At 62.1% G+C, this 26,740-nt stretch carries 24 protein-coding genes and 1 pseudogene; 12 read left to right on the top strand and 13 right to left on the bottom strand.

The annotated features are described in order from the left end of the window. Positions 1–10 precede the first annotated feature (10 nt). Positions 11–976, bottom strand: coding sequence for a DUF2778 domain-containing protein (locus tag XH87_RS18105; RefSeq protein WP_271588349.1), 966 nt, complete (start codon positions 974–976; stop codon positions 11–13). 190 nt (positions 977–1,166) lie between these two features. Here XH87_RS18105 and XH87_RS18100 point away from each other — a divergent pair, with 190 nt between their 5' ends. Continuing rightward, positions 1,167–1,628 carry a DUF1810 domain-containing protein gene (locus tag XH87_RS18100; protein WP_271588306.1) on the top strand — a complete coding sequence of 154 codons (462 nt, stop codon included), beginning with the start codon at positions 1,167–1,169 and terminating at the stop codon, positions 1,626–1,628. Between the two features lie 73 nt (positions 1,629–1,701). Continuing rightward, positions 1,702–3,783 (top strand): methyl-accepting chemotaxis protein, encoded by a 2,082-nt coding sequence (locus XH87_RS18095; RefSeq protein WP_271588305.1) that lies wholly within the window; start codon positions 1,702–1,704, stop codon positions 3,781–3,783. 97 nt (positions 3,784–3,880) lie between these two features. On the opposite strand, the gene XH87_RS18090 is transcribed toward XH87_RS18095, so the two are convergent. Beyond that, positions 3,881–4,471, bottom strand: coding sequence for an NADPH-dependent FMN reductase (locus XH87_RS18090; protein WP_035702199.1), 591 nt, complete (start codon positions 4,469–4,471; stop codon positions 3,881–3,883). A gap of 49 nt (positions 4,472–4,520) precedes the next feature. After that, positions 4,521–5,468, bottom strand: coding sequence for an AraC family transcriptional regulator (locus XH87_RS18085; RefSeq protein ID WP_271588304.1), 948 nt, complete (start codon positions 5,466–5,468; stop codon positions 4,521–4,523). A 299-nt stretch (positions 5,469–5,767) separates the two neighbouring features. Here XH87_RS18085 and XH87_RS18080 point away from each other — a divergent pair, with 299 nt between their 5' ends. The 3 genes from XH87_RS18080 to XH87_RS18070 are packed head-to-tail and all read left to right on the top strand — an operon-like array spanning position 5,768 to position 8,382. Then, on the top strand, positions 5,768–6,877 hold the full coding sequence (locus XH87_RS18080; protein WP_271588303.1) for a DUF2336 domain-containing protein: 1,110 nt from the start codon (positions 5,768–5,770) through the stop codon (positions 6,875–6,877). Further along, complete coding sequence (locus tag XH87_RS18075; RefSeq protein WP_035702192.1) at positions 6,874–7,203, top strand: PilZ domain-containing protein; 330 nt, start codon at positions 6,874–6,876, stop codon at positions 7,201–7,203. Before XH87_RS18080 ends, XH87_RS18075 begins: the two co-directional genes overlap by 4 nt. Before the next feature lie 57 nt (positions 7,204–7,260). After that, on the top strand, positions 7,261–8,382 hold the full coding sequence (locus XH87_RS18070; RefSeq protein ID WP_271588302.1) for an HD-GYP domain-containing protein: 1,122 nt from the start codon (positions 7,261–7,263) through the stop codon (positions 8,380–8,382). Between the two features lie 27 nt (positions 8,383–8,409). On the opposite strand, the gene XH87_RS18065 is transcribed toward XH87_RS18070, so the two are convergent. Next, positions 8,410–8,613: a hypothetical protein gene (locus XH87_RS18065; protein WP_158669878.1), complete on the bottom strand. Its 204-nt coding sequence runs from the start codon at positions 8,611–8,613 to the stop codon at positions 8,410–8,412. 134 nt (positions 8,614–8,747) lie between these two features. Next, positions 8,748–9,425, bottom strand: a complete 678-nt coding sequence (locus XH87_RS18060; protein ID WP_035702184.1) for a nitroreductase — start codon at positions 9,423–9,425, stop codon at positions 8,748–8,750. A gap of 138 nt (positions 9,426–9,563) precedes the next feature. On the opposite strand from XH87_RS18060, the gene XH87_RS18055 reads away from it, so the two are divergent. Beyond that, positions 9,564–10,526, top strand: a complete 963-nt coding sequence (locus tag XH87_RS18055) for an alpha/beta hydrolase (protein WP_271588301.1) — start codon at positions 9,564–9,566, stop codon at positions 10,524–10,526. 6 nt (positions 10,527–10,532) lie between these two features. Here XH87_RS18055 and XH87_RS18050 read toward each other — a convergent pair whose 3' ends face one another. Continuing rightward, entirely contained in the window at positions 10,533–10,997 is a 465-nt protein-coding gene (locus XH87_RS18050) for a cupin domain-containing protein (RefSeq protein ID WP_271588300.1), read from the bottom strand. Positions 10,998–11,198: 201 nt separating this feature from the next. Between XH87_RS18050 and XH87_RS18045 the strand changes: the two genes are divergently transcribed. Further along, positions 11,199–11,447, top strand: a complete 249-nt coding sequence (locus tag XH87_RS18045) for a hypothetical protein (RefSeq protein ID WP_035702178.1) — start codon at positions 11,199–11,201, stop codon at positions 11,445–11,447. Positions 11,448–11,597: 150 nt separating this feature from the next. Continuing rightward, on the top strand, positions 11,598–12,461 hold the full coding sequence (locus XH87_RS18040; protein WP_271588299.1) for a DMT family transporter: 864 nt from the start codon (positions 11,598–11,600) through the stop codon (positions 12,459–12,461). Positions 12,462–12,477: 16 nt separating this feature from the next. Here XH87_RS18040 and XH87_RS18035 read toward each other — a convergent pair whose 3' ends face one another. From XH87_RS18035 to XH87_RS18015, 5 genes and pseudogenes are all read right to left on the bottom strand, one after another. Continuing rightward, positions 12,478–13,353, bottom strand: a complete 876-nt coding sequence (locus XH87_RS18035; RefSeq protein ID WP_271588298.1) for an MBL fold metallo-hydrolase — start codon at positions 13,351–13,353, stop codon at positions 12,478–12,480. A 69-nt stretch (positions 13,354–13,422) separates the two neighbouring features. Beyond that, the gene (locus XH87_RS18030) at positions 13,423–15,045 is read right to left on the bottom strand and encodes an ABC-F family ATP-binding cassette domain-containing protein (RefSeq protein ID WP_035702174.1); all 1,623 of its coding nucleotides are present in this window, start codon (positions 15,043–15,045) and stop codon (positions 13,423–13,425) included. A 493-nt stretch (positions 15,046–15,538) separates the two neighbouring features. After that, the gene (locus XH87_RS18025; RefSeq protein WP_271588297.1) at positions 15,539–17,173 is read right to left on the bottom strand and encodes a calcium-binding protein; all 1,635 of its coding nucleotides are present in this window, start codon (positions 17,171–17,173) and stop codon (positions 15,539–15,541) included. Positions 17,174–17,443: 270 nt separating this feature from the next. Further along, a complete protein-coding gene (locus XH87_RS18020; RefSeq protein ID WP_271588296.1) occupies positions 17,444–17,797 on the bottom strand; it encodes a hypothetical protein in 354 nt (117 codons plus the stop codon). Positions 17,798–17,891: 94 nt separating this feature from the next. Continuing rightward, a pseudogene (locus XH87_RS18015) lies at positions 17,892–18,440 on the bottom strand (twin-arginine translocation signal domain-containing protein); the annotation flags it as partial. 913 nt (positions 18,441–19,353) lie between these two features. Between XH87_RS18015 and XH87_RS18010 the strand changes: the two are divergent. From XH87_RS18010 to XH87_RS17995, 4 genes are all read left to right on the top strand, one after another. Then, on the top strand, positions 19,354–21,654 hold the full coding sequence (locus tag XH87_RS18010) for a pyridoxal phosphate-dependent decarboxylase family protein (RefSeq protein ID WP_271588295.1): 2,301 nt from the start codon (positions 19,354–19,356) through the stop codon (positions 21,652–21,654). Between the two features lie 89 nt (positions 21,655–21,743). Continuing rightward, positions 21,744–22,613: a hypothetical protein gene (locus XH87_RS18005; protein ID WP_271588294.1), complete on the top strand. Its 870-nt coding sequence runs from the start codon at positions 21,744–21,746 to the stop codon at positions 22,611–22,613. A gap of 48 nt (positions 22,614–22,661) precedes the next feature. Further along, positions 22,662–23,465 carry an adenylate/guanylate cyclase domain-containing protein gene (locus XH87_RS18000; protein ID WP_271588293.1) on the top strand — a complete coding sequence of 268 codons (804 nt, stop codon included), beginning with the start codon at positions 22,662–22,664 and terminating at the stop codon, positions 23,463–23,465. Between the two features lie 43 nt (positions 23,466–23,508). Continuing rightward, positions 23,509–25,425 carry a S9 family peptidase gene (locus tag XH87_RS17995; RefSeq protein ID WP_271588292.1) on the top strand — a complete coding sequence of 639 codons (1,917 nt, stop codon included), beginning with the start codon at positions 23,509–23,511 and terminating at the stop codon, positions 25,423–25,425. A 195-nt stretch (positions 25,426–25,620) separates the two neighbouring features. Here the strand turns inward: XH87_RS17995 and XH87_RS17990 are convergent, their stop codons facing one another. Continuing rightward, positions 25,621–26,325: a GrlR family regulatory protein gene (locus XH87_RS17990; protein ID WP_271588291.1), complete on the bottom strand. Its 705-nt coding sequence runs from the start codon at positions 26,323–26,325 to the stop codon at positions 25,621–25,623. Between the two features lie 261 nt (positions 26,326–26,586). After that, complete coding sequence (locus XH87_RS17985; RefSeq protein WP_035702151.1) at positions 26,587–26,736, bottom strand: hypothetical protein; 150 nt, start codon at positions 26,734–26,736, stop codon at positions 26,587–26,589. Between the last annotated feature and the right edge of the window lie 4 nt (positions 26,737–26,740).

Raw genomic sequence — 26,740 nt, 5'->3', positions numbered from 1 at the left:
CAGGCAAATGTCAGGAATCGGTGCTCGCGCGCTGCGAAGCAGTCGCCGCCCCGCGCAGGTTCGGCACTACGACCAGGCGGTTGAACTCGCCATTGTCGTAGGCCTTGAGGAAGCGATCATAGTCCTTGATCGAGACGCAGCCGTTGGAATCGCCGCGCGGCCCGAGCATGTAATTGTGCGTGAGCAGGCCGACGCGGCCAAGCGCGCTGGTGCCCTCAGTCGGCGTCATGCGCAGTGCCCGGACGCCGTGGAACAGCTTTTCGCGCGGCTTGAGGTCGTAGGTCGCCGGCGGCGTCGCGCCGACCATGCGCTGGTCGACATGGTCGGGGTCATCCATCAGCGCGCCCATGCCGGAATGGGCCTCCAGCGCCATGCCGTTCGGCAAATAGACCGCCTTGGCCGAGATGTCATACACCGCCGTCCGCGAATCGTAGCCGAGCGCGGCGAGATCGGGCGCCTTGGCGAACAGGCCGTCGCCGGGCGTCAGCGATGCCAGCCTGATCTTGTCGGTGAACTTTTCGAAGAAGTTGCGGTTGTCGACCTTGGGGTTGGTCTCGGCATAGGCCTGGCTGGAAGCGATCTGGGCGGACAAGTCCGCCTGCGCCGGGCGCGAACGCGGCATCGGGACGGCGTCCGCACGTTGCGAGGGCCTCGTCTCATCAACCGCGTGCCGGTCGTCTTCGGTCAGGGTCGAACGCCAATCGTCGCCCTGGAGCTTCTGGGCCAGCATCGCCTTGGCGTCGCGGAGCTTGAGCTGGACCGCATTCAGGGCGGAACGCTCCAGCGTCCGCAGGCCGAACTCCCGGGCAGCCGGATTGCCGGACGCAGAAGCGAAACGGTCCGCAAAGGAAGGGGTATTGGCCGGCGGCAGCGAGGCGGTGACCAGCGGGGACGAATCGCCCAAATGCGATGTCCCGATGTCCGCGACCCAGGCGGCGGCGCCCACCGCCAGCGCGACGGCAGCCAGAGACAGCAAAACGCGCTCGGCCCGCCCGACACGGCGGCGCGACAACAGCCTCTCGGCGTGTGCTGCGTCGGAAACCATCAGATCCCCAAATCGACCCCCGGGGGTACCCACCCCCTACCCGGAGACTCTATACCAGCTACCACATTGGGAGCCAAAAGTTAGGCATAATCGCGGCCGGCAAGCTTCCTAAAGGTATCGAATGACCGATCCCTTCGATCTCAACCGCTTTGTCCGCGCCCAGGACCCCGTTTATCGCGACATTCAGGGCGAGCTGGCCCGGGGCCGAAAGCAGACTCACTGGATGTGGTTCACCTTCCCGCAGGTCGCAGGCCTCGGCTTCAGCACCATGGCGCAGCGCTACGCCATCGGGTCCCGCGAGGAGGCCGAGGCCTATCTCGCCCACCGCGTGCTCGGGGCGCGCCTGATCGAATGTACGAGGCTCGTGCTCGCCGTCGAAGGCCGAACCATCAACGCGATCCTCGGCGCACCGGATGACGCCAAATTCCATTCGTCGATGACGCTGTTCGGCGCGGTGTCCGACGAGCCGGTTTTCGATCGGGCGATTGCCCGATATTTTGCGGGCGAACGCGACGGCGCCACGCTGGAGATCCTGTCGAGGCTCGACCGCGCATCCGGCCGAGTTGGCCGCCAGGGAGCGTAAACCCAGGATTAAGACGGGCACCATATCTTCCGTGCAAATTGAACTCTCTTTCACGCCCATTGCCGGACAGATCATGAAAATCGGTACGCTCCTGACCAGCGCCATCGTCTCGCTCTCGACCGTCGGCGGCGGCCTCGCCGTCTACGTTGCCGTGACCAAGTACCAGACGATCGAACGGATCAGCGAAGCCGAGGGCCGGCTGGCCATTGTCCGCGCCGCCAGCGACATTCCGCGTTACCTCAATCCCGAGCGGGGCTTTTCCACCAACATCCTCTATGGCCCCGCCACCGTCGACCCGGTCCAGCTCGCCCAGCAGGACAGGCTGCGCAAGTCGACCGACGGCGCGCGCCAGCGGATGAATGCGCTGCGCAAGGAACTGCCCGGCTCGCTCGACGACGGCAACACGATCGGCAGCAGCATCGATGGCATCAATGCGAAGTTCACCGGACTACGCGACGCGATCGACAAGGCCATCGCGGGGCCTGCGGACGCGCGCAAGGACGCGGCCCGCAAGGTCGTCGCCGACAATGCCGTGCTCAACGCCGACGTCACGGCGCTGCTGAACGAGCAGGTTCGCCGCATGGCGCTTCTCAATGGCGATGCCTACCGCCAGGCCAATTACGCCAACATCGCCATGACGCTGCGCGACATCGGCGGCCTCAATGCCAGCGTGCACAAGAACCTCGTCGGCGGCAAGAAGGTCGCGACCGACGCCGAGAAGGCCGACGTCGCCCGCATGCAGGGCCGCAGCGACCAGATCGTGATGGCGCTGATGGAGCTGCGCGGCAATCCGGCGACGCCCACCAATGTCGGCGCCGCACTGGAGACGATGAATTCGCGCTACGTCGAGGAATTCGGCCACGAGCTCAAGATGGTCAAGGACGGTGCCGTCAGCGGCAAGTATGAGCACGACGTCGACACCTATTACGCGGCGTCGCAAAAGGGTCTCGGCTCCATCATCGGCGTTCGCGATGCGTTCTATGACAACGCCGAGCAAATCCTCGCCGGCGCTTCCTCCGCCGCGCGCACCAGCTTCACCATCGCGCTCGGCGGCCTCCTCGCCGTGCTGATCGCCAGCGCCGGCCTGATCGTGATGGTCCGCCGCCGCGTGTGCGCTCCGATCGTCGGCCTGACCGCGCGCATGACACAGCTTGCCGATGGTGACGTTGCCGGCGAGATCCCCGGCGCCGAGCGCTCTGATGAGATCGGCGCGATGGCGGCGGCGGTTCAGGTCTTCAAGGACAACATGATCCGGGCTGACCGGCTCGCCGCCGAGAAGCAGGCCGAGAACGACGGCAAGATGCGCCGCGCGCAGGCGCTCGACGAGCTCACCCGCGCCTTCGAGGCCAAGGTCACCGAGCTGGTCGGCGGACTGTCCCAAGCCTCCGCGACCATGGAAAGCACCGCGCAGTCGATGACCTCGACCGCGGCCCAGACCAACAGCCAGGCCGCGGTGGTCGCCGCCGCCTCCGAACAGACCTCGACCAACGTGCAGACCGTCGCCAGCGCCACCGAAGAGCTGACCTCCTCGATCTCCGAGATTGGCCGCCAGGTCGCCCAAAGCACCGAGATCGCGGCCCGCGCCGTCGACAATGCCCGCCGCACCGGCGATACCGCGCGTGCGCTTGCCGAGGGCGCCCAGAAGATCGGCGACGTCGTCACGCTGATCCAGAGCATCGCCGAGCAGACCAACCTGCTCGCCCTGAACGCGACCATCGAGGCCGCCCGTGCCGGCGATGCCGGCCGCGGCTTTGCCGTGGTCGCCTCCGAAGTGAAGTCGCTGGCCGGCCAGACCGCCAAAGCCACCACCGAGATCTCCGAGCAGATCACGGCGATCCAGACCGCGAGCGACGAGACCGTGGCCGCGATCCGCAACGTCGCCGACGTCATCGCCGAGATCGACCAGATCGGCACCGCGATCGCCGCCGCGATCGAGGAACAAGGCTCAGCCACCAAGGAGATCGCGCGCAGCGTCCAGGAGGCCGCGCGCGGCACCCAGGAGGTCAACAGCAACATCTCCGGCGTGCAACGTGCCGCCGACGACACGGGAGCCGCCGCGAGGGAAGTGCTGGGCGCCGCCGAGCAGCTCTCGACGCAGTCACGCGATCTCGCCGGCCAGTTCGACCGCTTCCTCGGCGAGGTCAGGGCCGCTTAAGGCATGATCCGGAAAAGTGCGCAGCGGTTTTCCGAAAAGATCATGCTCAAACAACAACCTAAAGCGCGATGACGGTTCATCCTAGTCCCATCGCGCTTTAGTAAGGCGGCGCCTTCCGTGCCCGCTGCGCTTTCGCCGCCTCGATCCACCACAAGAGATCGTCGGCAAAGCGCGGGAACGCGCGCTCCAGGGCCTTGCCGCCCTCGCCGATCGGCTCTGCGTCCGCCGACAATGTCTGCGCGATCGGGCCGACGCCGATGGTGCTCGACACCACCACCATGCCCATCTCCGACAGCGTGCCGTGCCAGGCCGTCGCGGCGCGCGCGCCGGACAACCGACCGGCGGAATAGCTCACGATCGCAGCCGGTCGCCAGAACCACTCTTCGAGGAAATGGTCTGTGAGATTCTTCAGGCCGGGCTGGATGCCCCAATTGTACTCGCCGGTGACGAAGACGAATCCGTCGGCGTCGCGGATCTGTCCGGCCAGCTTCTCCAGCGCATCGGGCGCCGAGCCCTTGGGATATTCCTTGTACATGCGGTCGAGCATCGGCAGGCCGATCGCCTTGGCGTCGATGAATTCGACGTCCTCGCCGCGGCCGCGCAGCCGGTTGATGACGAAATTCGCAAGGCGGATGCCCATGCGGTCGGAACGGTAGGAACCGTAGAGAACGAGAATGCGATTGCTCATGGCCGAACGGTAGCACGAAACCGGCGTCCGTCCCTACTCGATTTGTCGACTATCGTCCGCGACCGCGCTCCAGGGTTTGCGACGGCGATTCGCCGAACTGCTCGCGGTAGCTTTTGGAGAAATCGCTAAGATGCCAGAAGCCGAACGCCAGCGCGACCGCCTTGACGCTCTCGGCCCCGGCCAGAAGCTGCCGGCGCACCAGCCACAGCCGGCGCAGGCGCAAATAGCGGTGCAGGCTCATGCCCCGATAGCGCCGGACGACGTCATGCATGGTGCGAACGGACAGCCCGAGCTTGCGCGCGATATCATCGCTGTAGATCGGCTGCGACAGGTCGTCGGAGAGTAGCGCGCGGATATCCTGGAATATCCTGAAACGCCGTCCGTCGTTGGCGCGCAGGGTCCAGCGGGCCGAAACGACGCTTTCGAAGGCGTCATCAACGGCTCCGAGCAGGGACTCCTTCATCGCTGCGCCCTTCAATGACAGCTCCGGTGCCTCGACCGGGTCGGACGCCTCGGCCAGCACCTCACGAACCACCGTGCGCAGCCGGTGCAAGCCCGCCGCGGAGATCTCGAAGATCTTGAAGCTCGAGAGCGTAGGCGGCCAGCCACGATCCCTCACCTCCGGGCTGAACACCACTGAGGCGATGTGCCGCTGCACCTCCTCGACGGCGGTGTAGGCCGCGCCGCCGCCGCCAATGACCACAACCGGACGAGCACGTTGCGAGCCATTGAAGCGAATGGGGAGGTTGAGGTCGTCCATCGTGAAGCCGATCGCCGTGCAATTCCCGATGAGCTGCGCATCAACGACCCGGGGAAACGCCCGCGTCGAATTCACCTCGCAGCCGGGCAACGACAGGATCGTCTGCTCAGCCGAAATCTTCCGGACGAAGGGCGTGAACTCGAAATTCAGCCCGCGTATGGCGCTTCGAAATTCGTCGACATCTGAAAAGCGAAATGTCCTGAGTGCCGACCCCGGCACATCATCAATGCTGTTCATGGAAATAAGAAACCCAGCGTCGCAACCGACGCGCATCCGGCAATGGTGCCGATTCGCTTCGCCCTTTGCTTTCCCGTCGGACCTGAAGAATCAATCCTGACGTGTCCCGATCAGTTGGGAAGGATCGAGCTGAAAGGACAAGCCGGGACGTCGGGCCCTGCCAAATTTCGATAGCATTTTCCGAATCCTGGAGGTGCATTAATACCCTGAAATTCAATTTTCAAAATTAAAAATTAACTCCTTCGAGATGCAATAATGCGCGTTAAATCGTCAAGTTATTTCATTTCAGGCCTCCTGCCATGATGGCAAATCCGCCTGCCGATATTCTGGTCGAATTGGAGGACGCGGTCGCAACGTGTCCGCTGGACCGCTGCGCTCGCATCCTCTCCGGCATTTTGCAGCTGCTCACCAGCAGCCGCGACCGGCCTCAGGAATTGCTCGCTCATGTGGCCGACGGTGTTCTGCTGCGATTGACAGAGCGGGTCGAGGCCGGTGCGCTGATTGATCTCAGCAAGGCACTCGCGGAGCTCGAGCTGGCTCCGCCGAAGACCGTGCGACGTCTCGCCTCACACCACGACCCGGAGGTGGCGTGCCCTGTCTTGCTGAGATCGCAGTCACTGTCCACGGCCGATCTCAGCTCGATCGCGGCCTCGGGCGGCGAACGGCAGCAACGCGCCATCGCCGCCCGCGCGCGGATCGATCCGCCGGTGATCGAGACGCTGATCCAGCGCGGCGCTCGCAGCGTCTGCATTGCGCTGGTCGGCAATATGGAGGCACGATTCTCGGATGCCGCCTACGTCGCGCTCGTCGAGAAATGCCTGGCCGACGATGAACTCACGAAGGCGCTGGCGCTTCGGCCGGACACGCCGGACAGGGTCATGCGGGAGTTGCTGTCGGCCGCGCCGGCTCCGAAATCCGGCACAGGGACGAATGCTACCGTCTCGATTCAAGCCGTAACGGCCGCGCCGACGGTCCCCAAGCTGCCCTGCGCGGCCGCCTATGCAAGCGCGCGGCCGGAGATCGTCGCGCTCAACCGCATCGGCAAGCTGAACGACTCCACGGTGAACCGCTTCGCCATCCGCGGCGAGACCGCAAATCTTGTCACGGCGCTGTCGGTGCTTTCGGGGGCTCCCATCGAGATCGTCGAGCATGTCATGACCGACGACGATTGCGAGGGTCTCGTCATGGCCTGCCGTGCCTCACGGCTGAACTGGCAGACCACGTTGGCCATCCTGAGCAACCGCTGCGGCACGAGGCTTTCCTTCGCCAAGCGCGAACGCGCGCAGCACATCTTCGAGACGCTGCTCCTGTCAACCAGCCAGTGGACGGTGCGTTGGGGAGAAATTGCCGCAAACGCCAAGGACAGCAGTCGGGAACATCGCGGCGCAAGGATGGGGATTAGCCGATGAGATTCGACGGTCGTAAAGCATCCCGCGTGAAAATGGACCACAGGCAGCCGGTCAATCTCATGGGATCGGACGGCACCTGGCGGCGCCGCTGCGTACTGCTGGACGTGTCGCAAAGCGGCGCCAAGATCGAGGTCGAGGGCACGCTCGACGTGCTCCAGGCCAAGGAGTTCTTCATGCTGCTGTCGTCGACCGGCCTCGCCTACCGGCGCTGCGAACTGGTCTGGATCGACGGCACCACGGCCGGCATCCATTTCATTACCGTTGACAGCAAGAAGAAGGCTGCGGGTGCACCAGCGCCTGCGCAGAACGCGGTTCAGAGCAAATAGATTCGAACACTCCACCTACTGTTTGACATCCATCAGTCGCAAAGCGTAGGTCAGACCGTGCAGCACGCGCGAACCAGATCCGGTCCCGTCAGTGGTGACGGCGGTATCCCAGAGACGGGAACGGCCCGCCCCTTGCTGCATGTGCTGGCCGACACGTCCGACAAGCTCTCGGGCATCTGCTCGATCCTCGAAGAGAAATTCACCATTGCAGGCGAACGACTCGATGCCGATTCCAGGCTGTCGCAGACGCCGGCCGCCATCGTCATCCGCGCGGAGCTGCGCGACGTCGATAATATCGCCGCGATCAAGAAGCGGGCCGGCAAGCTGGCCAAGGCCAGGAAGCGCATCTTCCTGCTCGAGCACACCTCCCACGTCTGCATTTCGCAGGCTTACGCGCTCGGGGCCACGCTGGTCCTTCCCGGCACGGTCAGCCGGACCAGACTGCTGGCGGCGCTGACCGATCCGGCCGATCGGGCATCCGCCTCCTCGCGCGACACACTGCAACCGGACAACGCCATCGAGACCGCGGCGACCGCCATCGCATCGATGTTCACGGCTGCGACCCTGGGCCAACCGCTCGACGTCGACGGCACCAGGGAAGCCGGTCGCCAGATCGCCGATCGTATCAGCCAGCATGGCCTGACGGAGTGGCTCATGACGGTGCGGCGCCATCACGAAGGAACCTATCAGCACTGTCTGCTCGTGACCGGCGTCGCCATCGACTTCGGACTGAGCCTCGGCGTCGGCAGGGCCGACCTGGAACGTCTCTACTCGGCCGCCATGTTCCACGACATCGGCAAGGCCCAGATTCCACTCGCCATCCTCGACAAGCCGGGCCGCCTCGATGCCGCGGAACGCGCGCTGATCGAAACGCATCCGGCCACCGGCTACGAGTTTCTCAAGGGGCATGACGGCATCTCGCCGGAGATACTCGATGCCGTTCGCCATCATCACGAGTACCTCGACGGGAGCGGCTATCCCGATGCGCTCTGCGCCGAGAGCATTGGCGATATCGTGCGGATTCTAACGATCTCGGACATCTTCGCAGCGCTGATCGAGCACCGGCACTACAAGCCGACCATGCCGCGCGCGGAGGCCTACGACATTCTATGCGGGATGAATGGGAAGCTGGAAAAGGCGCTGGTCAACTCATTCAGGCAGGTCGCGCTCACGCGGTGAGCGCGGCGGACCCGTATCGAACGCGGCCTAATGAGTAGCGCGATAGCTGGCGCGGCGCGGGATGGAGCGGCAGGCCAGCCCTTCGGCCAGCAGCTTCATGTCCTCGTGCCGGCCGCTGCGAATCAGCCGGCCGAACTCTTCGGGTGTGAAGGGAAGACTTGGATCATCATCGATCTTGAGCCGCAGTCGCGGACCGAAGAACCGTCGAACCAGGCTAGCCAGCCGCCGCATGTCAATTCCCTCGCGCCAGCAACAAACCTCTCAGTCCGCATATTGTTCCTCCTGCAACTTCCAGATTGCAAGAGGCCGCTCGCTAATCCGCACCAAAAAAATTTCCGCCGGAGAACAATCTCCTCTTCGTCGTGCTAATCGGCAAAACCCACGTAGCGCACGAACTCGTCGTTGTGCTCGCGCTCCGAGCGAACGGCGTTCGCGGCGAAGCCGTCGTCGGGATAGCCCATCGCGACGCAGGTCATGATGACCTCGTCCGCCGGAATCCTGGCAACCTCGCGCACGATGTCGGAGCGCATGATGCCCTGCCCGTTGATGACGGAGCCGAGGCCCCGGTCCCATGCTGCGAGCACGATACCGTAGCAGAGCGCACCGAGATCGAAATGGCAGACCGCGCCGGGATCGAGCACGCGGTCGTAGGTCAGGACCAGCGAGACCGGCGCGTCGAACTGGCGGAAGCCGCGCAGCACCCAGTCCTGCCGCATCGGCTTGTCGTCGCGCGCGATCCCCATTGCGCCGAACAGCTTCTTGGCAATGTCGACCTGCCGGTTGCGGTGCACACCCTGGTACTCGCCGTGGCTGACGATGTCGCGCTTGACCTTGGCGCCGCCGGCCATCTCCTCCATGTTGCGGCGGCGCACCTCTTCCAGCGGCGCGCCGGTGAGCACGTGGACATGCCAGGGCTGGGTGTTCATCGACGACGGCGCGCGCTTGGCGCTTTCGATGATCGCCTCGATCACCGCGCGCGGCACCGGCTCGTTCCTGAAGCCGCGCACGCTGCGGCGCGACTGGACCAGCGTTTCGAATTCCACCTCGCGAACCTCCCTGCCCCTTCCTCCCGCAACATTGCAACGCGATCCGGTTGCCGATGCGGCGCGCAAAACCTATGCTAACGGCCAAGCAAGACCAAGAACCCCGTGTGGACCCGCCACACCCCGTGAGGACTCAAAATGGCCGCGCCGCTCGATCCCGTCATCGCCGAGATCATTCCGCTCATGCCGATGCGCGATCCCACCACGATGACGCCACAGAGCGCCCGCGATTCCTTGCGCGCACTGGCTGCCTCGCGCGCGGCAATCCCGCCACCGCGCGTCGATACCGTGCAGGACATCGAGGTCGACGGCGGCGTCGGGCCGCTCGATGCACGCGTCTACCGGGTCGGCACCACGCCGGCACCGACCGTGGTATTCTTCCATGGCGGCGGCTGGGTCGCGGGCGATCTCGAGACCCACGACCGGCAGGCGCGCAATCTTGCGATCGAGACCGGCGCGGTCGTGGTCTCCGTCGACTATCGCCGCCCGCCCGAGACGCGCTTTCCCGGCGCCTTCGAGGACGCCTTTGCCGCGACGCGTGACGTCTTCACCCGCGTCGCGGAATTTGGCGGCGACGCAAAACGCCTCGGCGTTGCCGGCGACAGCGCCGGCGGCAATCTCGCCGCGACCACCGCAATCGCCTGCCGCGATGCCGGTATCCGGCTTGCCGCTCAATTGCTGGTCTATCCCGTGACCGACGTGCTCGGCGCCTACGCCGATGCGCGCGAGAACGCGCGCTATCCCTCGCGCGCGGAGAACGCGGACGGCTACTTCCTCACGCGCGCGACGATGGAATGGTTCTGCGGCCACTATCTCGCCGATCCCGCTCACGCGATCGACTGGCGCGTCTCGCCGCTGCGCGCCGCATCGCTTGCCGGGCTGGCCCCTGCGATCGTGACCACGGCCTGGTTCGATCCCCTGCGCGACGAGGGCGCGGCTTACGCGCGGGCCCTGGAGGCGGCGGGCGTGAAGGTCAAGCACCACGAGGGCCCCGGCCTGATCCACGGCTATTTCGGCATGGGCGACGCCTCCGAGGTCGCGCGCGCCGAGGCACAGCGCGCCCGCGCCGACTTCAAGGCCCTGCTCATCCGGGGCGCCTGAATTCGGTCAGATGCTCCGCGCCCGCTGCGCCGCGGTGTGCCCCCAGGTTTCGTCCCAATCCTGACCCGAGGCGTCGACGACGCGGCCATCGGCTTCGAAGAACTTGTTCGGCACCTGGAAGATCGCCAGGATCAAGGCCCCGTCCGGACACCAGGCGGCGTGCCGGCTCCCCGCCTCGCGCCAGATGAATTCGCCCGCCTTGCAGGCAATGCCCTTGGCCGGGCCCTCCTGGTCGACGAGCGCGCCGTCGATGACATAGCTCTGCTCGATGCCGACATGCTCGTGATCGGGCAGCACCGAGCCCGGCGCAAAGCGCATCAGGGCGGTCATGAGACCGCTGCTCCGGTCGAACAGCAGCGTCTTGGCCTCGCACCCGGGAAAGCGAGTCTTTTGCCAGTCCATGTCCTGGGGCCGAACCAGGTGAGAATGCCGATCGGCGGATCGTTCGCCCTTCGGGATCGTGGCGTCCATGACGATGCTCCATCCAGCTAAGCCGATCGAAGCTAGCAGAATCGCCCGACAGGGTCAGCGAGCAGTGCAACAGACGCGACAGCTGCCGAGCCGGCGTTGCAAAATCACCAGGCAGACCGGACGATCGGTGCTCGTCCTGCTTGATTGCGCCATGATTCCCGGCTCCAATCCGGCCGCCATTTCTGGTTTAGGGAGACACCCATGATGAAGCGGATTTTCCTCGCAGCGATCGTTGCCACCTTTGCGGCGGGCTCGGCCTTCGCGCAAGAAACCTGCGAGAGCAAGGCCGTCGGCAAGGACGGCAAGCCGCTGGCCGGCGCAGCCAAGACCTCGTTCCTGAAGAAGTGCAAGGCCGATGCCTGCGCGCCCAAGGCCGTCGGCTCCGATGGCAAGCCGCTCGCCGGCGCAGCCAAGAACAGCTTCATGAAGAAGTGCGAGACCAACGCGTAAGCGCGCGGAGGGATCCTCGGTATTCTTCGAAAGACGTCATCGGGCTCGATCCAGACCGTATCGAGCCCGATTTGCTGTTTCCCTTGTCTCCGATGCAGCCGCTTCGATGCCTTTGCGGCTTCAGCGTCGCGACTGGCGAGTATCCTGATCTTGATCACCACAAGTTCGCAAACCACCCAGGCGGCTGTGCTGACGACCGCGACGATGGTTTGCTTTGCAGCCAACTCGCTGCTGTGCCGGCTCGCGCTGGGGCCCGGGCTGATCGATCCCGCGAGCTTCACGACGGTGCGGGTGCTTGCGGCGGTCGCAATTCTCGCGCTGGTGGTCTGGCAAAGCTACGGGCATCTGCCGTCATTTGCCTATGCCAAGGTCAGGTCGGTGGCCGCCCTGTTCGTCTACCTGATCTGCTTCTCGTTTGCCTATGTGCGGCTGCCGGCAGGCACCGGCGCCCTGATCCTGTTCACTGCCGTGCAGCTCACGATGTTCTGCGTCGCGCTGCGGGAGGGAGAAAGGTTCTCCGCAGCCGGCTGGATCGGGCTTTCGATCGCGAGCTTGGGCCTCGTCTATCTGGTTCTGCCCGGCGTCAGCGCCCCCGATCCCATCGGCGCGGTCCTGATCGCCATGTCGGGTATCGCCTGGGGCGTGTTCTCGCTGTCGGCGCGGGGCGTTGATCATCCCATCGAGGCCAACGCCATCAATTTCCTCTGCTGCCTGCCGCTTGCCGCAGCCGTGAACCTCTGGCAGCTCTCCGATCTCCACGTCACGCCGATCGGGCTCGCCTATGCCATCGCATCCGGCGCGATCGCCTCGGGGCTCGGCTATGTGATGTGGTACGTCACCTTGCGCTACCTGACGGCGGCCCGCGCGGCCTCCGTCCAGCTTTCCGTCCCCGCCATCGCCGCGATCGGCGGCGCGCTGTTCCTGGCCGAGCCGGTTACGCTCCGATTGTTGCTCGCCTCCCCCGCGATGCTCGGCGGCATCGCGTTGGTGCTCGCGCAGCGCAGCAAGCGTTGACCGGGATGTTCGCGCCTCAATCCCGCTTGAACCGGTAGTCAAACGCCCCGTCCAGCGGCTTGATCAGCCCGACAGTCGGCGCCGGGAAATGGATCGGCAGGATCAACGTGTCGGTGTCGGCGACGGAAGCGAAGAACTTCCGCCGCGAGATCGCCGACTGCTTCGCGTCCCAGTCCGGCTTCGCCGACCAGTCCGGCTCGCGGCACTGGATCTGGTGATGCATGAGGTCGCCCGCGACCACCGCGCGTTGACCTTTGGAGAAGATGTTAACGCAGCAATGACAGGGCGAATGTCCCGGCGTCGGTGTCAGCGTGACCGTATCATCGAGCGCGTAATCATCGTCGACCAGCAGCGCCTGCCCGGCCTCGACGATCGGCAGGCAATTGTCGCGGAAGACGGTGCCGGGCGGATTGTTGCCCTTCGCATTCTCCGCCTCCCACGCTGCGTATTCGCCCTTGTGGAAGACGTATTTCGCATTCGGGAACGTCGGCACCCAGCGGCCGTCGTGTAACGTTGTGTTCCAGCCGGTGTGATCGATATGCAGATGCGTGCAGAACACGTAGTCGATCTGCTCGAAGCCGATGCCGAGCGCGAATAATTCGTTGCGCCAACGCTCCTTGCTGGGAAAGTCGAACGGCGGCGGATGACCCTTGTCCTCGCCGGTGCAGGTGTCCACCAGGATCGTGTGGTGCGGCGTGCGCACGACGAAGGTCTGGTAGGTGATTACCATCATGCCGCGCGCGGCGTCGAACACCTCGGGCTCCATCGTCGGCAGATGGCGTTCGAAGACACCCTCATCATAGGCCGGGAAGAAATCCTGCGGCCGACGCCACGGCCCTTCCCGCTCGATCACCGCATCGATGGTGATGTCGCCGATTCGGAGTTGCTTCATGGTTGTTCGCTCCCTTTTTTGAGGGAGCGTAACGAGCGGCAGTGACGCGTCAAGGCACGGCGCAGAATGCTAGCTCCGTAACCCCGGCGCCTCCTGTCCGGTCCGGGCGACGTATTCGGTGTAGCCGCCGCCATACTGGTGGATCCCCTCCGGCGTCAGCTCCAGCACGCGGTTCGACAGGACACTGAGGAAGTGGCGGTCATGCGAGACAAACAGCATGGTGCCCTCGAAATCCGACAGTGCCGTGATCAGCATCTCCTTGGTAGCGAGGTCGAGATGGTTGGTCGGCTCGTCCAGCACCAGAAAGTTCGGCGGATCGAACAGCATCTTCGCCATGACGAGCCGCGCCTTCTCGCCGCCCGAGAGCACGCGGCAGCGCTTCTCGACATCGTCGCCGGAGAAGCCGAAGCAGCCGGCGAGCGCACGCAAGCTGCCCTGCCCCGCAGTCGGAAACGCATCTTCCAGCGACTGGAACACGGTGCGCTCACCGTCGAGCAGATCCATCGCGTGCTGGGCGAAATAGCCCATCTTGACGCTGCCCCCTAACGCCACCGTGCCCTCATCCGGCTCGCTCGCACCGGCAACCAGCTTGAGCAGCGTCGACTTGCCGGCGCCGTTGACGCCCATCACACACCAGCGCTCCCTGCGACGGATCATGAAATCGAGCCCGTCATAGATGCGCTTGGCGCCATAGCCCTTGTGCACGCTCTTCAAGGCGACGACGTCCTCGCCCGAGCGCGGCGCCGGCGGGAAGTCGAAAGCGACCGACTGGCGGCGGCGCGGCGGCTCGACCCGCTCGATCTTGTCGAGCTTCTTGACCCGGCTCTGCACCTGCGCCGCGTGCGAGGCGCGCGCCTTGAAGCGCTCGATGAACTTGATCTCCTTGGCGAGCATGGCCTGCTGGCGCTCGAACTGGGCCTGCTGCTGCTTCTCGTTCTGCGCCCGCTGCTGCTCGTAGAACTCGTAGTCGCCGGTATAGGTGGTGAGCGAGCCGGAATCGATCTCGATCACCTTGGAGATCACGCGGTTGATGAACTCGCGGTCATGCGAGGTCATCAGCAGCGTGCCTTCGTAATCGTGCAGGAATTTCTCCAGCCAGATCAGGCTTTCGAGGTCGAGATGGTTGCTCGGCTCGTCGAGCAGCATGACGTCGGGACGCATCAGGAGAATCCGCGCCAGCGCCACGCGCATCTTCCAGCCGCCGGAGAGCTTGCCGACATCGCCGTCCATCATCTCCTGGCTGAAGCCGAGGCCTGACAGCGCTTCGCGTGCACGACCATCGAGCGCGTAGCCATCGAGCTCCTCGAAGCGGTGCTGCACCTCGCCGTAGCGGGCGATGATCTCGTCCATCTGGTCGGCCTTGTCAGGATCGGCCATATCCGCCTCGAGCTCACGCAGCTCGGCCGCGACCTCGCTGACGGGACCGGCGCCATTCATCACCTCGGCCACGGCGCTGCGGCCGCTCATCTCGCCAACGTCCTGGTTGAAATAGCCGATGGTGATGCCGCGATCGGTCGAGACCTGGCCCTCGTCCGGCAGTTCCTCGCCGGCGATCATCCGGAACAGCGTCGTCTTGCCGGCGCCGTTCGGGCCGACGAGGCCGATCTTTTCGCCCTTGTTGAGGGCGGCGGAAGCTTCGATGAAAAGGATCTGGTGGCCGGCTTGCTTGCTGACGTTGTCGAGGCGGATCATGAGGTCTTTTCGGGGGATTTTTTGCGTTGCAGCGTCATAGGGCATGCGGGGCGCGAGGGGAAGCCCGGCCAGGCCCGGATCTCACGCCTCCGGGCAATCCCGCCGCTTCACCGCGTCGCGCTCGTCCGTACAGCTTCGACAACCGCTGAAACTGCCGGCCGGCTCTTCTACCGCTTGATAAGGCCGGCCGAAGGGTACCCATCGCGGCTCGCGCGGGTGCGGCCGGCCCGACAGCTGCGGCGGATGTCGAAAGTGCCAGGAAATCGCGGCGCGACAACGCGGACATAGCGCCCCCCATCTGCTCTCGCAAGGTCGGCTTCGACGGGCATATCCGCCTCCGGTGCCGACGAGTTCGAGATGAATGCGATTGGAACTGGAGCCTCTTCGCCCGGATGATGCAATCCTATGGCTGCACAGATACGCTGAGGAGCCGCGAAATTTTCTGCTTTGCAGCTAACGCCTCACGGTCGATGGCGGCAATGCGACGTTCCGCTCACATCAACAAATCGTTCTGATGTGGCGCGAAAATGAAATCCTGAGGCCTGAGTGCTTCCTCGCTGTGAACGGTGACATCGTTGCCTGGGCTGAAGGTAATCAGACTCTCTTGCGTTATCGGATCGAATTGCGAGATGGCAAGATCACCGAAACTCTCGATACCGAGCGCAGAGACATCGATGCGGTCGATACCCAAATTTGAGAGACCCTGTCCGAAATCCTCGATCCTGTCGTGGCCGTTCTCGAAATTGAATACGATCCTGTCGTTTCCGCCTTTCGCAAAATCGAGCATCATCTGGGCGTCTCCCCAGATGTCATCATTTCCGGTGCCGCTAACAATCTTGTCGCTGCCGCCGCGCGCGTGGTCGGACATGGATCGGGCATCGCCGACGAGAATGGTCTCGTAGCTGCCTGCCGGATGTGGATTCGGATCATCGCCGCCGACCAGCGTGTCATTGCCGCCTTTCGCGCCGCCTGACATGGTCAGCGCATCCCCATAAGCCTGGTTGGCAAGCTGAGGGAATACGTTGCCACCGATATAGATGTCGTCGCCGCCGACGGCTCGATCACCCATGTTGCCGCCGGCGTCTCCGTAGAAGATGTTCTGATGTTGCGTGCCTGAGGCCTCGAATGTGTCATCGCCGCCCTCGGCACGATCAGACATGTCGCCGGCGGCGTCACCATAGAATGTACTTCCCCCCAAGCCGGTCTTGTTGAACGTGTCATCCCCGCCCCGGGCGGAACCGGACATGTTCCCGCCAGCGTCACCGGAGAAGACATTTCGATCGGTCAGTGTTGCGTCGCTCGAGTCATTGAACGTGTCGTTCCCACCGGCGGCGGAGGCGGACATGCTTCCGCCGGCATCGCCAAAGACGAAATTGAACGGATTGGTTCCGCTCGCCGCGAAATTGTCGTTGCCGCCGGCCGCATGACCGGCCATGTCGCCGCCGGCGTCCCCATAGAGATAGCTGTTGTACTCAGATCCGCTCACAGTAAAGCTGTCATCGCCGCCGCGGGTGTGCCCGAGAAAGCTACCGCCGGAGTCGCCATAGAACACTACATTGCTATCCGGTCCGATGTGGCCAACGAACCTGTCGTTGCCGCCCGCCGCGCAATTGATCAGGTTGCCACCCGCGTCTCCATACACGGTGATTGTTTGATGCCCGCCACCGGAAACGCCAAAATCGTCGTCGCCACCACGCGCTTGACCGGACAAGATTCCGCCGGCATCACCATAGGCATTCACTTTCACCCCCGACGTAAAGGTCCGGGGCAATTCGACGTTTAGGACATCATCGCCGGCAACGGCCAGGTCCGAGATATTACCGCCAGCATCGCCGTACATATTCAGGGTGAATGTCTCGCCAACGACGACAGCAGAGGCGATCACCTGGGCCGACAACGCATCATCGCCACCCCGCGCATGCCCGGAAATATTTCCACCCGCGTCACCGAACAGACTTCCTGCGCCGGAAGTTACCAATGTGTCGTTACCGCCGACGGCGTGGTCGAGTAAGTCCAGTCCAGCATCCCCGAACAATGTGTTCGTCGGTTCCGAACCAACCAGTGTCTGGCTTCCGCCATGCCGTCGTCCCTCGAGGGACCCACTCGTATCGCCAAATAGAACAGTCATAGGCCCTCCGTCTATTCCGATGGCGTGGAGATGCGCGAAGGACGTCTACAACGTTTCGTTGCTGAAATTAAATCACATTTTAAATCAAATAAAATCACGCATTTAAATGAAAACATTTCCCAATGAGTTCAGCGAATCGGCTGCTGGTCTGCACCCTGCAAGGCCGCGGCCCCGGCTCAACCGCGCCACAGGTCGCCCCAGCAAATCGGCGAAGAGGCCAATTGCGGAAATCCGCAACATCAACCCCGGGCTTGGCCAGCTGCTCTCCACTCACTCCTCGGAGAGCCCTGCCTTGCGTAGGCCTTCGGCGATGCGGACCCGCTGCCTCAGACAAGTCGGATTGTCGGTCGGAGAGCTTGCGTGGAATTGGGCGATGCTGAAGTGCGGGCTGAGGATGAGCCCCGCCTGCACGAAAGCTCGTGCTTCGTCGCTCCGCCGGGAATGAGCCAGTGCCGCGGCGAGAAAGAAATAAACGAACGGCGCAATGTTCCGGTTGATCTCGATCGATCGCTGGAACCATCGCGCCGCAGTCTCGTCGGCACCGAGGTACGATTGCGCGACGCCTGCCGTGTTCATCCAGGAAGAGGCCTTCGTATCGCGGGGCGAGAGTCTGAACGCCTCCATGATGTGGGCTTCAGTCTCCTCGGCCCGGCCGAGGTTGCATTTAGCGAGCCCGATCCATCCATGGGCCGTAGCCAGATTTCGATCCAGAGCCAGAATTCTCGGCGAGAGCCATGGCGCAGGCCTCGATCTGCGCGGAGTCGATATTGTAGAGCTCGGCGACGGGGAACGCTGAAAGGCTGTTGTTCGCGATGTGGACGAAGGCGTACATCCGCGCCCGCGTCTGGGCCATGATGAAACGGCGTAGCGCCGCCAGATTGTTGACCCCGGCGTCGCCTGCCGACACGACGGTCGTCGTGCCCTGGAATTGCACGAGCTCGTCGGCCTGAATACCGATTGCCGAGCCGTAAGGATAGACGTGACAATGCAGGTCGACGAGGCCGGGCATCGCGAGCTTGCCCGACGCATCGATGCTCTTCAGGGTGCGCTCGGCGGGGATCGTCTCCTGGACGGTTTCGATCACGCCCCAACGATGCCGATATCGCGTCTCGCGCGCAACTACTGGCTCGGGTCGAGAACCTCTCCCCGCGGATCACCAGATCGTACTTGTCGTTCGGCCCCATCGCGGCTCGCGCGGGTGCGGCGAGCCCGACAACTGCAGCCGATGTTGAAGTGCCAGGAAATCGCGGCGTGACAACGCGGACATGATGGTCTCCCTGTGACTTCATTCGCGGATGCGGCCGGCCTTGACGCGCAGATCCGCCGCCAGCGCCGACGTACGAGTTCAAATGAATGCCATTGGAACTGGAGCCTCTCCGCCCGAGTGATCCAATCCTATGACTGCACAAGAGCACTGAGGAGCCGGGAAATTCTCCAGGATCGCATGAGCCTTCTGAGACGAGCCTCGACTAAGCGAGCGCATCCACTGGGCCGCTTGGGTCATTCACGTCGATGGGCGCGTTTCCGACATGTCCAATAGCCTTGATTGCTGACACACCGCAGCCCGTCGCGATCTTCGGCTTCGGGCCAATAGCGGAACACCGCCTTGGTGACCTCTTACATCGGAAGACATTCGCCTCGAGGTGGCGGAGGCGAGCATCTAAGATGGCAGAAGGTGTCGGCATGCGTCCCCTTGCATTGCCAGTAGCGCGTCACCCCGTCGCTGAAGCAAATGCCGCTGCAATTGATTGAAGGACCTACAGACTTGCCCTCCCCGCCGGCTCGGTAAGTTGTCACCGTGCTCTCTTTAGTGCCCAACACTTTCGGCTTCTTTATGAAGGTCGGCTGCTCCTGAGCAAGTACCGGTACGACCGATCCAACCGCAAAGAGTGCCACTAAGATGAAAGCTGGAGTTCTCATCGAAACCTCCCGAATGGCTATTGGTCACGATTCAGATCACTCGTGAGCAAAACAGAAAATGGCAAGTGCAATCACTGATTGTCCCATCCTACGGAGCTGTCAGGTGCGGCGATGTGAACTACGTCACAACCTGGCGGAGCAGTTCATTCTAGGATGAGATGGGTAACCAATTACGCGGCTCTAGTGGTCGTCGCGCAAGTAACTTTTAGTTGCACGGACTTCAGCGAAATGGAATAATGTAAACTGTAAGGGACGCCGCCATGTCTCAGGGCAGCGAGGATCTGCGAGAGCAACGCCTCCGCGCATTCGACGCGTTCTTTAGCGAGCCTGCGTCTCCGCTGCAGCGGGCCGGAGCATCCGGAGGGTTACCGGAAGCTTGGTTCTTGGGCCCCAGAGCTGAGAACGACGATATCTTACTCTCACTCGTCGTTCAGGCTATCGCGCAGCATTGCGCTTTCCGCCGTGGCTTTCATCCACACGATCCCACGCACATCGGCAACTCGATCAAGCAGTCTTCGGAATATCACGAGGCTGTTGCGCAGCTTAACGCGCTGGCCCTCACGCTGTTTGAGCAGATGCGCCACTCCGTTCCCTTCTCGAGCATGCGCTACCAGAGTCATATGCTCTGGGACCAGGCATTACCAGCGGTGGTCGGTTATATCGCCGCCTTGCTTTACAATCAGAACAACGTCGCGGCCGAGGCATCACCGCTGACCACCTGGCTTGAGATCGTTGTTGGAAACGATCTTTGCCGAATGCTGGGATTCTCCGTTCCACCCGGGGATAGGACGGACCCGCAACGCCGGTCGTGCACAATCGTCCCCTGGGGCCACATCACCTGCGACGGCTCTGTGGCCAATATTGAAAGCTTATGGTCAGCGCGCAATGCCAAGTTTTTCGCGCTGGCCTTGCGTAGAGCATTGACCGAACGAAGCGAGCTCGCGGCTGCGAAAGACCTGGAAGTGCAACTTCTAAACGGCACACATCTCCGGCTGCGCGACATTCATGATCATTGGATCCTGCTCAACCTCCCCATCGACTCCGTGGTCAGCCTTCCGCAGGTCATCAAGGAACAATATCACATCGATCCGGCGATAACGATTAGCGCGTTGCAACCCTACACGGTACAAAACGTCGGCCTAGCCGAATTCTACAGCCACTTTCTACCTGGTGTTAAGTCGCCGCTCGTGATGGCACCAGCAACGCGCCACTACTCATGGCCAAAGGCCATGACTCTGCTCGGGCTCGGTCAGAATAATCTTCGATCGATTCCAGTTGATCTGCAGGCACGGATGGATGTGAAAGAGCTCGAGAAGACGCTCAACGCGTGTCTCGAGGACAAGCAACCGGTGATTTCGGTCGTCGCCGTCATCGGTAGCACGGAGGAGAGCGCGGTAGATCCGCTGCGTGCCATCATCGACTTGCGCACCGAATTCCGAACGAAAGGTCTCGATTTCGCGATTCATTGCGACGCCGCTTGGGGCGGATACTTCAACACCATACGAACGCCCTCCTTTGCCACTTCACCTCCTGCGCCGAAACCAACAACGACAATGCCGCAGACTCTGCACGAGCCGCGTCTGCATTTTCTCGCATATTTCGAACGAGTGCTGGCGAATATTCCGTCATTTCCTATGAGTGCGTACGTCAACGAACAGTACGCGGCCATAGCGGAGGCCGATTCAGTTACGGTCGACCCGCATAAAGCGGGTTACGTGCCGTATCCTGCTGGGTGCATCTGCTACCGAAACTCGGCGATGCGCGACCTGATTTCACTTAAGGCTCCTGTGGTGTTTCATAGCGCTTTGGAACCGACGGTCGGCATCTATGGCATAGAAGGATCGAAGCCCGGCGCCGCTGCCGCCGCGACATGGCTTGCTCACAAAGTCATACCGCTCTCCCAAGCCGGCTACGGCAAGATTCTCGGGCAATGCATGTGGACTTCCAAGCGCATGTACTGCCGGCTGGTGACGATGGAGGATCGCGATCCGGACCCGAACCGACGCTATAGGCTCATACCCTTCCAAATGCTGCCGGCTGAGCGCAACGGGACCGGCGCAATCCAAATTCAAGAGCAAAAGAAATGCATCGCCGAGCACTTCGTAAACTGCACCAATGCTGAGCTGCTCGACTTTCTGGCGCACAATGTTGCGGCCCAGGACCTCTTCCGCGAACTCGGATCTGACCAAGTGATCCTCGCCTATTCGTTCAACTTCAAGAACAGGGAAGGAGAGTGGAACAAAGATCCAGAGAAACTTGCGAAACTAAATCAACAGATCTTCAAGATCTGCAGCATCATGGATCCCAAGGAAGACATAAATTCCAAGCTCCTGATCCTGACAAGCTCCGATTTCGACGTCACGAATTACGGCGCGCCATTCATACAACATTATTCAACGCGGCTCGGGATCGACAATCCCAGCAATGCAGCGATTCCGTTCCTCATCTCCACGACCATGGACCCATGGACGACTGAAACGGAAGGAGGCGATTTTCTCAAGGTAATGGAGGACGCACTCCGCACCGTTGTCCACCAGGCACTCGACGCACTCAATTTTTGACGTGCTCATGCCGGCGCAACCGGCGCACGACTCTCGAGGAATGGGGCCCACACCTAGGCGCCCCGACTAGCGATCAGCAGGGAGCCCACATGATCATGCCGACAGCCTCCACGTCAGACTCAATGTCACGCTCATACGGACACAGCCCCGCAGCATTCGAGCTAGCGCATAGCGACCACTCGTCCGTGATTATCAATGAACCATCTCAGCATGCGTTCATCATGATGGGCCGCCAGACGTTGTTCATCTGCCACCTTACCATGTATGGCATGGAAGAGCACAATTATCAGCTCGTCTTACAGGCTAAATTGCCGCCCGACGCGATGCGCAGATACATCGGCGATCGCGAGAGACACCCCAACAGTACGTATTTTCTCGGCAACAGCCCTCACGACTTGCTCACGGTTCCCGACATGCAGACCGGCGAACGCCGCTGCTTCGTGGCCGATGTGTTCCGCGGAATTCCCCAGCTGAAGAAGTACGTCAGTTGGCCCTGGAAGGATCAGACGCCGATCATCCGTGACGTTCCTCTGCTGATCGAGCGCGTCGTCTATTTTCGTCATCTGGCTACGACCCTCGAGGCGCCTACGATGCTCACCTACGCACTATTCGGGTCGGGTAACGAGGCGCATATGACCAGCTACCAGACCAAAATTCCCGATTTCGATCAGGTCGTGAGCCTTGCGGAAGCGCCGACCTGGCTGACCGGCACGCAGCTGCAATCGGGGGTACACGTAAGCATCAATACGCATCGCGCTCCGGGTACGATTCCGTGCTCGGATCCGCTGCCGGCCTCGGACGAAACGACCGCGACGACCTGCATGGTCAAGTACCGCGGGACAGGTCCCGACCGCCCCATCAAGATCGGGTATCATCATTGGTTCTGTACAAAGATCGCCAATGACCCAGAGCCCGACCCATGCGGAGGACAATCGGCGCCGTGCGGCACGCCGCCGTAGTGAGGCGGTGATCGTAGACAAACATAACGAAAATAGAGGAGTGGCGTGATGCAAACAGGAAACGAAGAGGTGTGGCGCGCAATCTTCGCGGAGGGCCATCCCAAGCTAAAGCGATTTCAGCAATTCCATATGCGACTGCCGTCGCCGCCGCGCTGTAAGATGTGCTTTGTCCCCTTCGGCGGACTCGGGGGTACGCTCATGCGCTGGCGCGGCAAGAGGCCGTCGCAGCGAAATCCGCGGTTTTGCAACGCCTGCGACGCTTTCATCACCGCATTTCCTGGAGGTGCCGAGGTAGAACTTTCGATATTATTCGTTGATGTGCGCAATTCGGTCGGTCTTGCCGAACGGCTAGGTCCCACCGCCTTCAGCAACGTGATGAGGGACTTCTACACCGTTGCGACACAATGCCTCATCGATACCGATGGCTTCGTGGTGGAATTTATCGGCGATGCGGTCGCAGCAATCTATCCGCCGGGCTTCTGCGGACCCGAGTATGCACGCAAGGCAATCGCAGGCGCGGAAGACCTTATGCGAACCAAAATGCCCTCCGCGTCCGATGGCACGGAACTACTGATCGGCGCGGGCGTGCACACAGGCACTGTTTTCATCGGAACGGTGGCAGGGGCCGAAGGCGGATATCACGACGTCCAGCCGCTCGGGGACAACGTCAATGTCGCCGCACGTCTCTCAAGCATGGCAGAACCGAACCAGGCGCTGATTAGCGAAGCGACGTTGATCAGTGCCGGCTGCACCCCCAAGGGACTGCAGGCTCGCAAGCTCGATTTGAAGGGCCGTTCGTTGCCGATTACGGCCTATGCGATCGGTTGCGATACCGCGCTACTAGCGGCCTAGATGCCGAAGTCGTTTGGACGTGCCACAGCGAGGAAGAATCGTCATGGCGAGCAGTCGGCAGACCGGTAGTTTTGGATCCTGGAGCTCCCCCATCACAGCCGACGCGGTGGTGGCCGAGACCGGATCACTATCGGAGCCGCGCGTCGACGGCGACGATATCTATTGGATCGAGGGGCGGCCGCTCGAGAAAGGCCGAAACGTGGTCGTGACCAGAAGCGCCGACGGCGCCATTAGAGACATTACGCCACCCCTCTTCAACGTAAGGACGCAAGTTTACAGCTATGGTGGGGGCTCGTATGCGGTTCGCAACAACGCTGTCTATTTCGTCAATTTCGACGACAATCAAGTCTATCAACAGATCGCGGGCGGACCGCCGACCAGGATCACGTCAAATCCAAACTGCTTCTTTGCAGACATTTGCGTCGATATCGGAAAACTTCGCCTCATCGCGATAAGAGAATCGCGTCCAAACGGCGATGCGATCAAGGCTATTCACGATCTGGTGGCCATCGACATTGCCACTGGTCGCGAGGTAACGCTCGATAGCGGATCCGATTTTTACTCATCGCCGACGCTCAACTCGGACGGATCAAAACTTGCGTGGCTAAGCTGGCAACATCCAAACATGCCGTGGATTTCCACGTATCTGAACGTGGCAAGTGTTGATCAGACAGGTGGGCTGACCGCAAAACAGGTAGTCCAAGGCGGCGGCTCTGACTCATTATTTCAACCGCAATGGTCACCCGACGGGACGCTCTACTTCATTTCTGATCGCACGGACTTCTGGAATCTATATCGCTGGAGCCCTTCCGGAGTGGAGGGCATCCTAACTCGAGACGCGGAATTCGGCGTACCCCAGTGGAACCTCGGACTGTCGACATATGCGTTCATGTCACAAGAAGTGATGATTTACTCATTCGTCCAAAACGGTACGTGGCGTTTGGGCCGGCTAGAAATACCCACACTAGCCGCTCATGACTATCCAATGGAATTTTCGTCCTTGTCGGGTGTACGTGCGTCCGCGAGTACGGTGGTCCTTCGTTACGCCACAATGACCTCGCCGCCGGCGATCGCCACGATCGACGTGAACACAGGAGCGATCCTCCCGATCAAGCTCTTGGTTTCGCCAGGCAGCTTGCACGAGTTTGAAGACTATTTCTCGACGCCTCAACCGATCGAATTCCCAACCGCCGATGGTGATATCGCTCACGCCTTCTATTACTGCCCCATTAACCCGAACTGGCAGGCACCGCCTTCAGAAAGGCCCCCCTTGCTCGTGAAGAGTCACGGCGGACCGACCGCCGCGACTGAGTCGACACTGGATCTTTCCGTGCAGTTCTGGACAAGTCGGGGATTTGCCGTGATTGACGTGAATTATCGCGGAAGCACCGGGTACGGCAGAAGATATAGGGAAAAGCTATATAGGCAGTGGGGCGTAATCGACGTCGCAGATTGCATTTCGAGCGCGAAATTCCTCGCCGCCCGCGGCGATGTCGATGACCGGAAGCTGGCCGTGACGGGCCGCAGCGCTGGCGGCTATACCACGTTGTGCGGGCTCACTTTCCATACCGAATTCGCGGCAGGCGCAAGCTACTTCGGAATAAGCGATCTGGTGGCTATCGCCACCGAAACTCACAAATTCGAGCTGCACTACACCGATTGGCTTATTGAACCGTTTAGACCTGACAGCAAGCTGTACCACAACCGCTCGCCGATCAATTTCACCCAGCAGCTATCCGCGCCAGTGATATTTCTCCACGGTAAGGACGATCCAGTCGCGCCGATCAATCAGGCGGAGAAGATGTATTCGGCGCTTCAACGCCGAAATATCCCGACCTCCCTACTCATCTTCCAGGACGAAAAGCATGGATTTCGTCAGTCCGCTCATCTTCGCCAAGCGCTTGAAGCAGAGCTCCTATTCTATTCCATAAATCTGACGCGGGCTCCCCTGAGCTCGTGAAAGCCGAGATGCGCAAGATCTCCGCCGAATGTCGGCAGAGACGCTAAGCTCTTCCAGCGCCTTCGCGATAACAGACGCTTGTCTCCCAAGATCTTGTTCTTCCCATCGCGGCTTTTGTCACTATCTTGAACGTCGCGGCGTTTGCACTGCCGCAAGACTTCAACGGACGAATGCACTGCAGAGGTCCAAGTAGTCCTACGCCCGCCGCATCAACCTGAGCGAGGCCGCGAGGCGCAGGCTGCGCTTGCCGGCGAGCGCGATGCCTTCGAGCTCGCCGCTATCCGCCGTGCAGGTCCCGGAGAAGCCGATCCCGACCTCCAGGCCGCCAAACACGGGGTTTTCGCCTTTCGCCGGCGTGTGCTCCTGGTTCAGCATCTCGCCTTTCCAGCGGCCGTCTGCCGAGGAATAGGCGCCGAGATAGTAGAAGAACGCATCGCCCCCGAGGATGCGTCCGTCGATCAGCAGCATCACGCCGGACAGTCCGGCATCGACACCGTCGAGCGCGCGCAGCCTCACCCCATAGAGCCCGTTGGCGATGCCGCCCGGCCCGACCGCACCGCTCGGAGGCAACCCCTCGTCGTCGAGTCGCGTGAGATTGGCCCAGAACCTCGCGCCCGGCATCGTATCCGCGCCCCCCGCAAGCCGGATCTGGTTGTCGTGCCGCCGGCCGCGTGCGCCGATCCTGGCGACGTCGGCCCCCATCAGCGGCTTGTAGTGGGGATCCTCATTGTGCCGCTCGGTGATCACCTCGGCGATGATCTCGCCATCGCGCTCGACATAGGTGCCGAGATGCGCGAAGGCCGAATTACCGCCCAGCATCTTGCCGTCATGCATGCACATGATGCTGCGGCCGAACGCATCGTTGATGCCGTATTCAACCTTGTAGAGTCCGTCCAGCAACGCTCTAAACCCGCAAAATCGAAAAAGAATAGCGGCTACCTAGCATTGCCGCCGCCCTTCGGCCATCCGGCTTTTCCACGCAGGGGCCCTGCGTCAACCTGCGCCGGCATCATGCCTCTGTTTTGCCCGACGGGTCAATTGATCATTTTCGTCAAATCCGCAGAAGGCGGATTTAATGGCTTGCTGTTTCAAGGCCTTGGCTACTGTGCATGGGGTTGTTTTCGCGTTTGTTGCTGCCAGGCCTGAAGGGCGCCATCAGCGTCAGTGACGCTTGAAATACTGCACCTCGCGCTCGTGCTTCTCGGCGGCCGCACGGCTCTTGAAGGTGCCGAGGTTGCGACGCTTGCCGGTCTTCGGATTCACCTTGCGTGAGTAGAGGCGGTATTGGCCCGATGCCAGCTTGCGGATCATGATC

The organism is Bradyrhizobium sp. CCBAU 53415 (assembly GCF_028128735.1).
Taxonomy (GTDB): domain Bacteria; phylum Pseudomonadota; class Alphaproteobacteria; order Rhizobiales; family Xanthobacteraceae; genus Bradyrhizobium.
This window is presented reverse-complemented; position numbering and strand designations above follow the sequence as displayed.